The 13359-nt window shown below is 65.5% G+C and carries 16 protein-coding genes and 1 tRNA gene; 10 read left to right on the top strand and 7 right to left on the bottom strand.

Annotation, left to right across the window (positions count from 1 at the left end; translation table 11 throughout):
* Positions 1-1572, top strand: coding sequence for a GMC family oxidoreductase (locus BMX04_RS08890; RefSeq protein WP_074785901.1), 1572 nt, complete (start codon positions 1-3; stop codon positions 1570-1572).
* Positions 1573-1910: 338 nt separating this feature from the next.
* On the opposite strand, the gene BMX04_RS08885 is transcribed toward BMX04_RS08890, so the two are convergent.
* Positions 1911-2237: a DUF1330 domain-containing protein gene (locus BMX04_RS08885; RefSeq protein ID WP_074785900.1), complete on the bottom strand. Its 327-nt coding sequence runs from the start codon at positions 2235-2237 to the stop codon at positions 1911-1913.
* A 195-nt stretch (positions 2238-2432) separates the two neighbouring features.
* Between BMX04_RS08885 and BMX04_RS08880 the strand changes: the two genes are divergently transcribed.
* From BMX04_RS08880 to BMX04_RS08865, 4 genes are all read left to right on the top strand, one after another.
* A tRNA-Gly gene (locus tag BMX04_RS08880) sits at positions 2433-2507 on the top strand.
* A gap of 115 nt (positions 2508-2622) precedes the next feature.
* On the top strand, positions 2623-3210 hold the full coding sequence (gene hisB, locus BMX04_RS08875) for an imidazoleglycerol-phosphate dehydratase HisB (RefSeq protein ID WP_074785899.1): 588 nt from the start codon (positions 2623-2625) through the stop codon (positions 3208-3210).
* Between the two features lie 3 nt (positions 3211-3213).
* Positions 3214-3852, top strand: coding sequence for an imidazole glycerol phosphate synthase subunit HisH (gene hisH / locus BMX04_RS08870; protein WP_074785898.1), 639 nt, complete (start codon positions 3214-3216; stop codon positions 3850-3852).
* Positions 3853-4791: a glutaminase gene (locus BMX04_RS08865; RefSeq protein ID WP_074785897.1), complete on the top strand. Its 939-nt coding sequence runs from the start codon at positions 3853-3855 to the stop codon at positions 4789-4791.
* Between the two features lie 40 nt (positions 4792-4831).
* Here the strand turns inward: BMX04_RS08865 and BMX04_RS08860 are convergent, their stop codons facing one another.
* Complete coding sequence (locus tag BMX04_RS08860) at positions 4832-5266, bottom strand: VOC family protein (RefSeq protein ID WP_074785896.1); 435 nt, start codon at positions 5264-5266, stop codon at positions 4832-4834.
* Positions 5267-5328: 62 nt separating this feature from the next.
* On the bottom strand, positions 5329-5718 hold the full coding sequence (locus BMX04_RS08855) for a DUF2147 domain-containing protein (protein ID WP_074785895.1): 390 nt from the start codon (positions 5716-5718) through the stop codon (positions 5329-5331).
* A gap of 137 nt (positions 5719-5855) precedes the next feature.
* Here BMX04_RS08855 and hisA point away from each other — a divergent pair, with 137 nt between their 5' ends.
* Positions 5856-6578, top strand: coding sequence for a 1-(5-phosphoribosyl)-5-[(5-phosphoribosylamino)methylideneamino]imidazole-4-carboxamide isomerase (gene hisA, locus BMX04_RS08850; RefSeq protein WP_074785894.1), 723 nt, complete (start codon positions 5856-5858; stop codon positions 6576-6578).
* Between the two features lie 15 nt (positions 6579-6593).
* On the opposite strand, the gene BMX04_RS08845 is transcribed toward hisA, so the two are convergent.
* On the bottom strand, positions 6594-7046 hold the full coding sequence (locus BMX04_RS08845) for a DUF302 domain-containing protein (protein ID WP_074785893.1): 453 nt from the start codon (positions 7044-7046) through the stop codon (positions 6594-6596).
* A gap of 102 nt (positions 7047-7148) precedes the next feature.
* Between BMX04_RS08845 and hisF the strand changes: the two genes are divergently transcribed.
* From hisF to BMX04_RS08830, 3 genes are read left to right on the top strand one after another with little or no spacing between them, the layout of a single operon-like run.
* A complete protein-coding gene (hisF, locus tag BMX04_RS08840; RefSeq protein WP_074785892.1) occupies positions 7149-7937 on the top strand; it encodes an imidazole glycerol phosphate synthase subunit HisF in 789 nt (262 codons plus the stop codon).
* Positions 7934-8248, top strand: a complete 315-nt coding sequence (locus tag BMX04_RS08835) for a phosphoribosyl-ATP diphosphatase (RefSeq protein ID WP_074785891.1) — start codon at positions 7934-7936, stop codon at positions 8246-8248. The genes hisF and BMX04_RS08835 overlap by 4 nt, the downstream gene beginning before the upstream one ends.
* 3 nt (positions 8249-8251) lie before the next feature.
* Positions 8252-8542 (top strand): Dabb family protein, encoded by a 291-nt coding sequence (locus BMX04_RS08830; protein ID WP_050664423.1) that lies wholly within the window; start codon positions 8252-8254, stop codon positions 8540-8542.
* A gap of 143 nt (positions 8543-8685) precedes the next feature.
* On the opposite strand, the gene BMX04_RS08825 is transcribed toward BMX04_RS08830, so the two are convergent.
* The gene (locus BMX04_RS08825; RefSeq protein ID WP_074785890.1) at positions 8686-10020 is read right to left on the bottom strand and encodes an amidase; all 1335 of its coding nucleotides are present in this window, start codon (positions 10018-10020) and stop codon (positions 8686-8688) included.
* 52 nt (positions 10021-10072) lie between these two features.
* Here BMX04_RS08825 and BMX04_RS08820 point away from each other — a divergent pair, with 52 nt between their 5' ends.
* On the top strand, positions 10073-11326 hold the full coding sequence (locus BMX04_RS08820) for an FAD-dependent monooxygenase (RefSeq protein WP_074785889.1): 1254 nt from the start codon (positions 10073-10075) through the stop codon (positions 11324-11326).
* 253 nt (positions 11327-11579) lie between these two features.
* On the opposite strand, the gene rsmD is transcribed toward BMX04_RS08820, so the two are convergent.
* A complete protein-coding gene (rsmD, locus tag BMX04_RS08815; RefSeq protein ID WP_074785888.1) occupies positions 11580-12137 on the bottom strand; it encodes a 16S rRNA (guanine(966)-N(2))-methyltransferase RsmD in 558 nt (185 codons plus the stop codon).
* Positions 12134-13339 carry an NAD(P)/FAD-dependent oxidoreductase gene (locus tag BMX04_RS08810; protein WP_074785887.1) on the bottom strand — a complete coding sequence of 402 codons (1206 nt, stop codon included), beginning with the start codon at positions 13337-13339 and terminating at the stop codon, positions 12134-12136. Before BMX04_RS08810 ends, rsmD begins: the two co-directional genes overlap by 4 nt.
* Positions 13340-13359: the final 20 nt, after the last annotated feature.

Genomic DNA, 13359 nt, shown 5'->3' with positions numbered 1-13359 from the left:
ATGGCTGCACCTTTTGATCTGAACGACGACTCTGTGATCGTCGTAATCGGCACCGGCGCGGGCGGCGGCGTGCTGTCGAACGAGTTGGCGCAACGCGGCGTGTCCGTGGTGGCGCTTGAAGCGGGCGGGCGCTACCTGCCCGAGGATTACGTCAACGACGAGTGGGATAGTTTCGGGCAGTTGGCCTGGCTCGACCCGCGCACCACAAGCGGCGACTGGCGCGTGGCACGGGATTTTTCGGGGCTACCCGCATGGATCGTCAAGGCCGTGGGCGGCACCACGACCCATTGGGCCGGGGCCTCGATCCGGTTTCAGGAGCATGAATGGAAGGCCAAGACTAATTACGGCCCGGTGCAGGGCGCCAATCTGCTCGACTGGCCCATCGACGGCGCGGAGATGGCGCCGTGGTACGACAAGGCCGAGAAAAAGCTGGGCGTGACCCGCACCAACGACATGCCCGGCCTGCCCGGCTGCAACAATTACAAAGTGTTCGAGGCCGGGGCCAAGGCGCTTGGCTACAAGGAAGTCCATACCGGGCGCATGGCGATCAATTCCGAGGAATATGACGGGCGCATGGCCTGCCAGCAGACCGGGTTTTGCTTTCAGGGCTGCAAATGGGGCGCGAAATGGTCGGCGGCCTACACGGATATCCCGCGCGGCGAGGCGACGGGCAATCTCGAAGTGCGCGAAAAGGCGCATGTGGCGCGCATCCTGCACGATGACAGCGGCAAGGTGACGGGTGTCGAGTATTTCGACGCCGACGGCAATCTGCAGATGCAGAAGGCGCGCGCGGTTTGCGTCGCGGGCAACAGTTTCGAGTCGCCCCGCATATTGCTCAATTCCGCCTCAACGATGTTCCCTGACGGGCTTGCCAATTCCTCGGGTCAGGTCGGGCGCAACTACATGCGGCACATGACCGGCTCGGTTTACGGCATCTTCGACAAGCCGGTGAAGATGTGGCGCGGCACCACGATGGCAGGCATCATCCAGGACGAATCTCGGCACGATCCCTCGCGCGGGTTCGTGGGCGGCTACGAGTTGGAAACGCTGGCGCTTGGGCTGCCCTTCATGGCGGCGTTTCTCGATCCCGGCGGGTGGGGGCGCGAATTCACCACCGCGCTCGATTCCTACGAGAACATGGCGGGCATGTGGATCGTGGGCGAGGACATGCCGCAGGAGACCAACCGCGTCACCCTCAACCACGAGGTCAAGGACCAGTACGGCCTGCCGGTGGCGAATGTGCATTTCGACGATCACCCCAATGATATCGCGATGCGCAATCACGCCTACAAGCAGGGGGCGGCGATCTACGATGCGGTGGGGGCCACGCGCACGCTGCCGACGCCGCCCTATCCGTCGACGCATAACCTCGGGACCAACCGGATGTCCGAGAGCCCGCGCGACGGGGTGGTGAACAAATGGGGCCAGACCCATGACATTCCCAACCTCTTTGTCTCGGACGGGTCGCAATTCACCACCGGGGCGGCGGAGAACCCGACGCTGACGATCGTGGCGCTTGCTATCCGGCAGGCGGATCATATCGCGGGTGAACTGTCACGCGGCAACCTCTGAGACGAGGCGGCCCGTTCTCTCCCGGTGCCCTCCTCTCCCCAGGGCACCGGGGGAAAGTATGGGCTGGCTGCGGGGAGAGTTGGCCTGTTGCTGCCGTTGCCGTGAGCCGCGCATCGACGGGCCGCGGTGCGGCGATCCGGCGTCAGTTTTGTAGCGCTTTATATCAGCCAAAACCGAAAAACATCTGAGCGCAGAGCAGGTTGCAGCCAAATCGCCGTGCCGGGGGGCGGCGTCATGCCAAAGGCATGCCTCTGGCATGACGATGCGCGGCGGCCTTCGGCCGCGTATCGCGCGGGTGCTGCAATCTAAGGTCCAGTCAAGGCCAGCATCGCCCTGCCCTACCCTTTCGGCAGATACGGGATCGAACCGGCCACATCGGTATCGTCGATCACCCAGAAATGCCCCTCGCTTCCGGCCTGCCGGGCCTGTGCGAGCGGCGCATATTCGGCATCCTCGGCAAAGGCGCGCGCCGCATCCGCCGAGGGAAACTCGATCAGCGCGATCAGCGTGGTATCCGGGGCCGCGCCCTCGAGCGTCTCGATATTGGCGCTGCGCGACAGGTAGCGCCCACCATGCTTTGCGGCAATCTCGTGGGTGCGGGCCGCATAATCGGCCACCCAGGCGTCATCGGTGATCTTGACCTGCGCAATCAGATAGGCGGGCATGTGGTTCTCCTCCAGTTACCATGGGCGGGCCCGTGGCCCACCCGACAGCGCAGCAGCCTAGTCACCCTGCGGCAAAACCAAAGACACGTTTGCGTCAGCACCCGGCCCCGGCCCGCCCCCAAAAAATTCAACCCCCTGCAATTTTCCTCTTGCAGCCGACCGCCAGAGTTTATAGATCACGCCTCACCCAAGGATGCGGGCGTAGCTCAGGGGTAGAGCATAACCTTGCCAAGGTTAGGGTCGGGCGTTCGAATCGCCTCGCCCGCTCCATTTTCTCTCTCAGACCAGACAGATATGGGGCGATCCGCCGGGGCGGTCGTGGCCTTCCCTCTTGGCCTGTGGACCAAGCCGCAGTATAGAGCGCCAAAGCATCAGCGGAGGCCCCATGCGCAACGCCACAATCACGCGAAAGACCGCAGAGACCGAGATCACCGTCGAAATCGCCATCGACGGCTCTGGCCTCTATGACAATCAGACCGGTGTCGGCTTTTTCGATCACATGCTGGATCAGCTGGCGCGGCATTCGCTGATCGACATGACGGTGCGTTGCACGGGAGATCTGCATATCGACGATCACCACACGGTCGAGGATGTGGGCATCGCGCTTGGGCAGGCGCTGAGCCACGCCATTGGCGACAAGCGCGGCATCCGCCGCTATGGCGCGTGCCTGTTGCCGATGGATGACGCGCTGGTGCGTGCCGCCCTCGATCTGTCGGGGCGGCCCTATCTGGTGTGGAACATGGACCTGCCCACGGCCAAGATCGGCACGTTCGACACGGAGCTAGTGCGCGAATTCTTTCAGGCGTTCAGCACCCATGGCGGCATCACGCTGCATGTGGATGCGCTGCACGGCATCAACAGCCACCACATGGCCGAGGCCGCGTTCAAGGCGGTGGCGCGTAGCTTACGCGAGGCGCTGGAAAGCGATGCGCGCAAATCGGATGCGATTCCTTCGACCAAGGGATCGCTGTAACCCATGACCACCGTCATCGTCGATTACGAGAGCGGCAACCTGCACTCGGCGGAAAAGGCGTTTCAGCGCATGGCGCGCGAGACCGGGGCGGGTGAGGTAAGCGTCACCTCCGATCCCGAGGTGATCCGCCGCGCGGATCGCATCGTGCTGCCGGGCGACGGGGCGTTTCCGGCCTGTCGCAACGAACTTTATGATCATCGCGGCGTCTATGAGGCCATCGAGGAGGCGGTGATCGGGGCCGGTCGCCCGTTCATGGGCATCTGCATCGGGATGCAGATGCTGGCGACGCGCGGGATGGAATACGAGGAGACGCCCGGCTTTGACTGGATCGGCGGCACGGTGGAGCACATCGCGCCCTCCGATCCGGCTTTGAAGGTGCCACATATGGGCTGGAACGATCTGGTGATCGACCAGCCGCACGCCATCTTCGACGGGATCGAGACCGGCGACCATGCCTATTTCGTGCATTCCTACCATTTCCGGGTGGATGATCCGGCGCATCTGCTGGCCCATGCTGAGTATGGCGCGCCCGTTACCGCCGTTGTTGGGCGCGACACCATCGTCGGCACGCAGTTCCACCCCGAGAAAAGCCAGGCCACCGGGCTGCGCCTGATCGCCAATTTCCTGACCTGGACCCCCTGAATGGCGGTCGATCCGTTGCAGGGTATCCTCGACGAGATTGCGGCGGAGGCGCGCGACGCCTCCGAGCGTGGCAAGGTCGCCGATTACATCCCCGAACTGGCCTGCATCGACCCCGATCAGTTTGCCATCGCCATCGCGCGCCCCGGTCAGCCGACACTGACGGCGGGCGATGCGGGCGTGGCCTTTTCGATTCAGTCGGTGTCCAAGCTCTTCATGCTGGCGCTGGCCCTTGGTCGGCTGGGCGACCGGCTTTGGACGCGCGTCGGGCGCGAGCCATCGGGGCAGGCGTTCGATTCGATGCTGCTGCTGGAGTTGGAAAAGGGCCGTCCGCGCAACCCGTTCATCAACGCAGGCGCCATCGTCACCACCGATGCCGTGCTCGAAGGGGCCAGCCCGCGTGAGGCGCTTGGCGCGCTGTTGCGGTTCATCCGGGCGGCGGCGGGGGATGAAGCCATCCATATCAACGACCGGGTCGCCGCATCGGAAACCGCGACCGGCCACCGCAACCTGGCGCTGGCGCATTACCTGCGGTCGCATGGCAACCTGAGCAACCCGCCCGAGATGACGCTGGGCACCTATTTCCACCAATGCGCGGTGGAAATGAGTTGTGCGCAACTGGCCGATGCCGGACGTTTTCTGGTGGGTGGCCCAAGAGTGCCGCGCCTTGTGTCACAGGCCCGCATCCGGCGGATCAACGCGCTGATGATGACCTGCGGGCATTACGATGGGTCGGGCGATTATGCCTTTCGCGTGGGCCTGCCGGGCAAGAGCGGCGTGGGTGGCGGGATACTCTCGATCGTACCGGGGGGGGCGTCGGTGGCGGTATGGTCGCCGGGGCTCAATCACTACGGCAATTCCAAGCTGGGGACCGAGGCTATGGAACGACTGACGGCGCGCACCGGATGGTCGGTGTTCGGACCGGAGGTGGCGGGCGGCTGAGAGACGCATGTCTTGGATTGGCCTGTTGCTGCCTTACAGCCTACCGCGCCCACAGCCGTGGCTCTGCCATCTCCAGCGAATTGCCCGCCGGATCCCGGAAATAGATCGAGCGCGCGCCGTTTGGCCAGTGGAAATCCGCCTCGATCTCCACGCCTGCCGCGTCCAGCCGTGCGCACCAATCGTCGAGCGCCGTGCCCTCCACCGCGAAGCAGAAATGCCCAGGCCCCTGTGCGCCATGGGGCGGCACCGGCAGGTCTGGGTTGCCCGGCGGCTTGCATGTCTCGGATGGGTTAAAGATCAGCAGCACGCCGCCGCCCACGCGATAGAACACATGCCGCGCATCCACCCGGACGATCCGCTCCAGCCCCAGCACATCCCCATAGAATCGCTCCGCCGCATCCAGATCATCGGCGTAAAGCGCGGCTTCGAGAATGGCGGCGGGCGGGGCGGCGTCAGGCAGGGACTGATCTTTCATAAGGCCATGTTAACGCAAAGGGCGGGCCGACAAAACAGCACCGCCCAATACGACCGCGCCGCTTATTGCACCTTTTTCCAGGTGCCCCCGTCACGGCAGATGAACATCACGCAGCCGCTGACCTTGAGCCGATCTCCCTGCAATTCCAGCTTGGAATTGTAGGTCTCGTCGCGATCCGGGGCATAGACCTTACCCTCGTATTGGCCGTCCCCCACAGGCACGGTCTCAGAAATGATGTTGCGCCCGATATTGTCGCTCGCCGTTTCCTGACCATTGGCGTCAAATGATTTTACCAGTTCACCGCAGAGCGCATTGCCGCAGGGCTTAACCTCGATCAGCCCGGAATTTCCGTTGTCATCCTTGGCGGTCTGCCACGTGCCCAAAAGCGGCTCGGCCATCGCCATCCCGCCCACCAGGCTCAGTGCCGCACTTATCATAACCAGTTTACGCATGTCTCGTCCTCCCTGAGATATGCATCAGAGCCTGAGCCAACCGGGCGCGTCAAATCAAGTCTGACGTAGGGTCGCGTTGCATTTCGCGCGGACGCATGCCAAATGGCCCGCGTCACAGCCTGCACGGAGCCCGGCCCATGATCCTCTACCCCGCAATCGACCTTAAGGACGGCAAGGCAGTGCGCCTCCTGCGCGGCGACATGGGTGCTGCCACCGTATTCAACGACGACCCGGCGGCGCAGGCGATGGAATTTGTCGAGGCGGGCTGCGACTGGCTGCATCTGGTCGATCTCAACGGCGCCTTTGCCGGTGCGCCGGTGAACGCAGCCCCCGTCGAGGCCATTCTGGAGCGGTGCAAGGTGCCCGCACAGCTTGGCGGTGGCATCCGCGACATGGCCACGATCGAGGCGTGGCTGTCAAAGGGGCTGGCGCGGGTGATCCTGGGCACCGTGGCGGTCGAAAACCCCGCCCTCGTGCGCGAGGCCGCACGCGCCTTTCCCGGTCAGGTGGCGGTGGGCATCGACGCGCGCAATGGTCTGGTCGCGACCAAGGGCTGGGCCGAAGAGACGGATGTGGATGCCACGGACCTCGCGAAATCCTTTGAGGATGCGGGCGTCGCGGCGATCATCTATACCGACATCAACCGCGACGGCGTGATGCAGGGGCCGAATGTCGAGGCCACGGCGGCACTTGCCCGCGCCGTCTCGATCCCGGTGATCGCCTCGGGCGGGGTGTCGTCGCTGGACGACCTGATCGCGCTACGCGATTGCGGCGCGTCGCTGAATGGTGCGATTTCGGGCCGAGCGCTCTATGACGGGGCGCTCGACCTGAAGGCGGCGCTTGCCGCGCTCAAATCCTGAGCGCGGCACAGGGCCTTACTGCCCCGCCGCTTTACCCGTCAGCTTGCCAAGCGCGCCACTCATCATCTTGAGGTACTCCGCGTCGTCCGAGATCGAGAGATCGTCGAACATCTCCTTGGGATCTTCATAGGCGAGCCACGTCTGGCCTGCGCCATCCTGATAAACCAGTACCTTCATCGGCAGGAACAGCCCCGCTACCGGATCGTCCTGCATCGCTTGCGTACCGATCTTGGGATTGCCGAAGATCAGCACCTGTGTCGGGACCAGGTCCATGTCCACCGAGGCCGCCCCCGCAGCGTGATCGACGCGGGCAAAGACATTGGCCCCTGCGCCGGTGACCGCCGCCTCGAGCCGGTCCATGGTGGTGGCCACGTCGCCGGAGGACTTGACCTTGACGATATCGTCATTGCTGGCCAAGGCAGGCAACCCGGCCAGGGTGATCGCGGCTGCGACAAGAAAACGCTTCATGGTAAACTCCCTCAATTCATAAACAGATAATGGCTGCATCCTCTGGCATCTTGACCTGAAAGCCCATAAACAACGCCGTGAAATTCCTGTAACAGCGACAATATGCTCAAGACCCGTATCATCCCCTGTCTCGATGTCGCCGATGGCCGCGTGGTCAAGGGCGTGAATTTCGTGGGTCTGCGCGACGCGGGTGATCCGGTCGATGCCGCGCGCGCCTATGATGCGGCGGGGGCGGATGAGCTGTGTTTCCTCGACATTCACGCCACGCATGAGAACCGGGGCACCATGTTCGACGTGGTGCGCCGCACCGCCGAGCAATGCTTTGTCCCGCTGACCGTGGGCGGCGGGGTGCGCAGCCCGGAGGATGTGCGCGCGCTGCTGCTGGCGGGGGCGGACAAGGTCAGCTTCAACTCGGCGGCGGTGGCCGACCCGGATGTTGTGGCCCGCGCCGCCGACCGGTTCGGCAGCCAGTGCATCGTGGTGGCGATCGACGCCAAGACCGTGAGCACCCCTGCGCCCCTCCGGGGCGACCCCGGCAAGTGGGAGATTTTCACCCATGGCGGGCGCAAGCCCACAGGGATTGACGCTGTGGAGTTCGCACGGCTTGTCGCCGAGAAGGGCGCGGGCGAGATCCTGCTCACCTCGATGGATCGCGACGGCACCAAGGCGGGGTTCAACCTCGCCCTCACCCGTGCCATCGCCGATGCGGTGGACATTCCAGTGATCGCGAGCGGTGGCGTCGGCACGCTCGATCATCTGGTGGAGGGTGTGACCGAGGGCCATGCCTCGGCCGTGCTCGCCGCCTCGATCTTTCATTTCGGCACCTACACCATTGCAGAGGCCAAGGCACATATGGCCGCCGCAGGCATTCCCATGAGGCTCGCTGCATGACGCTCGACGATCTGGCCCGTACCATCGCCGCCCGCGCGAGCGTCGATCCCGACAGCAGCTGGACTGCCAAGCTGCTCGCCAAGGGCCCCGAGAAATGCGCCGAGAAATTCGGCGAAGAGGCCGTTGAGGCGATCATCGAGGCGGTGAAAGGCGACCGCGCGCGTCTGACCTCCGAGGCGGCGGATGTGCTCTTTCACTTGCTGGTCATGCTGCAATCGCGCGGTGTCGCGCTAGATGACGTGATGGCCGAACTGGCGCGCCGACAGGGCACCTCCGGCCTATCCGAAAAAGCCTCTCGTTCGAAAGACTAGGACATGATCCGCCATATCGTTTTCTTTTCCGCTGCCAATCCCGAGGATGTGGATCGCGTCCGCGAGGGCCTGATGATGCTCGCCGAAATCCCGCATTCGAGCCATTTCGAAGTCGGGCGCAACCTGCAAAGCGATGCGATTTCGCAAGAGCGGGTGGATCTCGTGGTGTATGGCGAGTTTGATGATGAAGACGCGCTTGCGGCCTACAAGGCGCATCCGATCTATGCCGAATGCATCGCGCTGGTGCGCCCGATGCGGGAATTGCGGATCGCGGCTGATTTCAAGGCTGGCTGAGCGCCGACGGAGCGGTAAGAGCCTCACATGGCGAGGGTGGGGTTTGGTCTGGAACTGTCATTGCAGTGAGCCGCGCCGGGGTCCGCCGCGCAAAGATCCGCTTCAGACCAAACCCCACCTTCGCGGACAAACCGTCCGAACGCTCACGTGGTCCCAAGCGCGGCTTCCACCGCCGCTGCAACCCGCAGCAGGCGCTCTTCCTGAAACGGTGTGCCGCAGAGCATGATCCCGCAGGACGCAACGCCCGTGGGCAGCGTCACGGCGCAGAGCCCCATCAGGTTGCCGACCCGGGTGTTGCGCAGGGTCAGCAGGTTTTCGGTCACGTAATAGTCTTCATCCTGCATCAGCCGGGCATGATCGGGAGGCAGGTTCGGGGCGGTAGGCATCAGCGCCGCGTCATAGCCCGCCACCCGCGCGTGCCACGCCGCGCGCAGCCCTTCGAGCCTGTGCCAGCCCGCCACGTAATCCGCCGCCGAGATCGCCTTGCCGCCCCGGAACCGTTCGCGGATGGGGGCGAACATCTTGTCGGGGTCGGCCTCGATCACGTCGCGCCACAACCCATAGGCTTCGCCGGAAAAGAGCGCGGGCGAGAGCGGCATAGCCTCGGCCACTTCCGGGGCTTCGATCTCCTCGATCACGGCACCGGCGTCGCGCAGCCGCGCGCAGGCCGCGGCATAGCCCGCCTCGGGTTCCGACCGTATATCGTCCATCACCACGGTTTGCAGCGCGGCAAAGCGCATCCCCGAGAGCGACGCACCGCGCAAATCCGCCGCCTTGCCGCCTTCGAGCGCCGCGAGCATCAGGGCGGCATCCTGGACCGAGCGCGCCAGCGGGCCCACGGTATCGAATCGCAGGCAGAGCGGCACCACGCCTTGCAGCGAGACGCGGCCCGAGGTGGTCTTGAGGCCCACCAGATCGTTCCAGGCCGCAGGAATACGCACCGAGCCGCCGGTATCGGACCCGATTCCGCAGGCCGCCAGATCGAAGGCCACGCTGGCCGCCGCCCCCGAGGAGGAGCCGCCGGGCACCGCGTCCGCGTTGTTCACGCAGGGCGGTGTCGCGGTCACCGGATTGAGGCCCAGACCGGAAAAGGCCAGCTCGCTCATATGGGTCTTGCCGAGGCAGACGAGCCCCGCCGCCGTGCCGTTGCGCAGCACCTCGGCATCGCGCCCGGGCACGCGGCCCTTGAGCAGGGCTGAGCCCGCCTCGGTCGCCACGCCCGCGCTGTCGAAGAGATCCTTCCAGCTGACCGGCACGCCATCGAGCGGCCCAAGCCGCTGTCCGGCCTTGGCCCGGGCGGCCGCCGCGGCCGCCTCGGCGCGGGCGCGGGTCTCGGTGACGGCGCTGTAGATGCGGTCGCGCAACGGATGGGCGCTGATCGCGGAAAGGTAGGTATCGCAGAGCGCCTCGGGGTCGATTTCGCCCCGGTCAATGCCGCGTCCCAGATCGCCCGCCGTCAGTCTCAGCCAGTCCTGCATCGTGCCGTCCCCTCTCATTATCCTGAAAACAGTGCTAGCGGCAGACCGGCGCATGGACAATCCCGCACACACGGACATATTGAGGGCCATGGAACATGACAGCGATATCCTGATCGTCGGCGGAGGGCTGAATGGCCCGGCACTGGCGCTCGCCGCCGCCCGGGCGGGGCTTTCCTCGACCGTGATCGACGCCCTGCCCGAGCCCACCCGCAAGAATGCCGGTTTTGACGGGCGGTCCTACGCGCTTGCGCTGGCCTCGGTGCGGCTGTTGCACAATCTTGGCCTCTGGGAGCGGGTGGCGGAGAACGCGCAACCGATGCTGGAAATCAAGGTCTCGGACGGGCGCGCGGGCGAGGGCCCCTCGCCGTTCTTCCTGCATTTCGACCATGCCGAGATCGAGGAAGGGCCGATGGGCCACATGCTCGAAGACCGCTTCCTGCGCCGCGCACTGATCGAGGCGATGGCCGAGGAGCCGCTGATTGCGCAGGTATCCAGTGACACGGTGACGGCGCAGGAGGCGGGGGCGACCGGCGTCTCTGTCACGCTTGCGTCGGGCAAGGTGCTTGCCGGGCGCGTGCTCATCGGGGCTGACGGGCGTGGTTCGGGCACCGCTGGGCGGGCAGGTATCAGCCGCACGGGGTGGGGCTATGGCCAGACTGCGCTTGTCGCGGCCATCGAACATGACCTGCCGCATCACGGGATCGCGCATCAGTTCTTCATGCCGCCCGGGCCGCTCGCCATTCTGCCGCTGCCGGGGAATGTCAGCTCTATCGTTTGGAGCGAGACAGACGCCACCGCTGCACGCTTCGCCGCGCTGCCGGATGCCGAGTTCATGGAGGTGCTGCGGCCCCGATTCGGTGATTTCCTCGGCGGGATCAAGCTGCGCGGCAAGCGCTACACCTATCCGCTCAGCCTGACGGTGGCGAACAGCTTTGTCGCCGACCGCCTCGCCCTGATCGGCGACGCCGCCCACGGGATGCACCCGATCGCGGGTCAGGGGCTGAACGCCGGGCTGCGGGATGTGGCGGCTCTTGCGCAGGTGATGACCGAGGCCAGTCGCCGGGGTGAGGATATCGCCGCCGCCGACGTTCTCGCCCGCTATCAGCAATGGCGGCGGTTCGATACCGCGACACTGGCGATGGCGACGGACCTCACCAACCGGCTGTTCTCCAACGACAATCCGATTCTGCGCGCGGCGCGTGATCTCGGGATGGGGGCGATCAGCCAGATGCCGGGGCTGCGCCGGGGTTTCATCCGCGAGGCGGCGGGGCTGACGGGGGATCTGCCGGAGTTGATGAAGGGGTGAGGTGGGGGCTGTTGGCCTGAAGCTGCCGTTGACGTGAGCCGCGCATCGACGGGCCGCGGTACGGCGATCCAACGCCTGTTCTGCAACACTTTATCTCTGCCACGTCAGGAAAACATCCACGCGATGCACAGGTTGCAGCCAAACCGCCGTGCCGGGGGGCGGCCCGGCGATGCGCGGCGGCCTTCGGCCTTGTTCCGCGCAGGTGCTGCAACCAAACGTCCGCTTCAGGCCAAAACCCCCTCTGAACCCTCACCTATCCCCGCTCCAGAAACCGGATCATCGTGTCGCCGTAGCGCCGCTCTTCGATTAGGCGCAGGCCGTCGGGCGGGGTGATCGCGGCGCTCTCTTCCCAGACGATCAGCGCCGCCTCGGACATCCAGCCCCCGGCCAATGCCGCCGCCAATGCCGCCTCGCCCAGCCCCTTGCCATAGGGCGGATCAAGAAACACCAAGTCATGCGGCACGCCGGGATTGGCCCCCGGCTTGCGTGCGTCGACCGCAAACACCCGACACGCCGCCTCTGCCCGGCAGAGCCCGATATTCTGCCGCAAGAGCGAAAGCGCCTTGCGCCCGCTCTCGATGAAGCTCACCCCCTCGGCCCCGCGCGACAGCGCCTCGAGCCCAAGCGCGCCGGTGCCCGCGAAGATATCAAGCACATGCGCCCCCGTGACCGGATCGCCATAGCCCCCCGCGAGCACGTTGAAGAGGCTCTCGCGCACCCGGTCGGAGGTGGGCCGCAGATGCGCCGCCGCATCGCCCTTTCCGACACTGGCGAGCGCCCGCCCGCGATGCGCGCCGCCGATGATCCTCACGGTTTCAAGAGCGGTTTGAGATCGGCCCCGGCATCGGCCACCAAGACCGGGTCGGCGGATTTCCCGGCGTCGATCAGCCGCTTGCCGACCATATAGGCGCGCGGGTCGTTCATCGCGTCCACGGCCAGCAATTGATCGCCCCGGTAATACCAGAACGACATCGCCGCGCCGCCGTCGCGGATGACGATCCGGTCATAACCGGTGCTGAGCCCGGCGATCTGCAATTTGACATCATATTGATCCGACCAGAACCACGGCTGCGGCACGTAGTCCTGCGCGCGGCCCATGATATTGCCCGCCACGCACTCGCCCATGTCGATGGCATTGGGAACGCTTTCCAGCCGCAGCCGTCCGCCCTGATGCGGGAACGAGGCGCAATCGCCCACCGCCCAGATCGCCGGGTCCGAGGTGCGGCCCTGCGCATCGACAGCGATGCCGTTGCAGGTCTCAAGCCCGGCGGCCTCGGCAAGCTTTGTGTCCGGGGCGATACCGACGCCGACGATCACCATATCCACATCCAGATCAGACCCATCGCTGAGCCGCGCGCCGCTGACTTGGCCGTCGCCCAAGAGCCGCTCCAGCCCCACGCCCTCGCGGATATCCACGCCGTGGCGGGTATGCAGCGCGCGAAAGTAATCCGAGGTCTCCTTTGCTGCCACCCGTTGCAGGATGCGCTCGGCCATCTCGACCAGAACCACCTGCATGCCGCGCGAGGCCGCCACCGCCGCCGCCTCAAGCCCGATATAGCCGCCGCCGACGATGAGCACCTTTGCGCCCGGCTGAAATCCCGGCGCCATCGCGTCCACATCCGCGAGCGTACGTACCACGTGGACGCCGCCCAGATCGCCACCGATTGCAGCGGGCAGACGGCGCGGGAGCGAGCCGGTGGCCAGCACGAGGTGCTCGTAGCTGAGCCGTTCCTCGCCCATCACCACCTCCTGCGCCGCCCGGTCGATGCCGGTCACGCGCAGGCCGGTGCGCAACTCGATCCCGGCCTCGGCGTAATAGCTTTCGGGCCGCAGATAGAGCCGCTCCAGCGCCATATCGCCCAGCAGATATTTCTTGGACAGGGGCGGGCGCTGATAGGGCGGCACCGGCTCCTCTCCGAACAGGGTCACCGGGCTGTCGTAACCATCATTTCGCAGCTTCGCCACCAGAGCAGCACCCGCCTGCCCTGCCCCCACCACAACGACACCTGCCATCTTGATCTCCCGAGTTTCCC

The organism is Roseovarius tolerans, assembly GCF_900109855.1.
GTDB lineage: Bacteria > Pseudomonadota > Alphaproteobacteria > Rhodobacterales > Rhodobacteraceae > Roseovarius > Roseovarius tolerans.
This window is presented reverse-complemented; position numbering and strand designations above follow the sequence as displayed.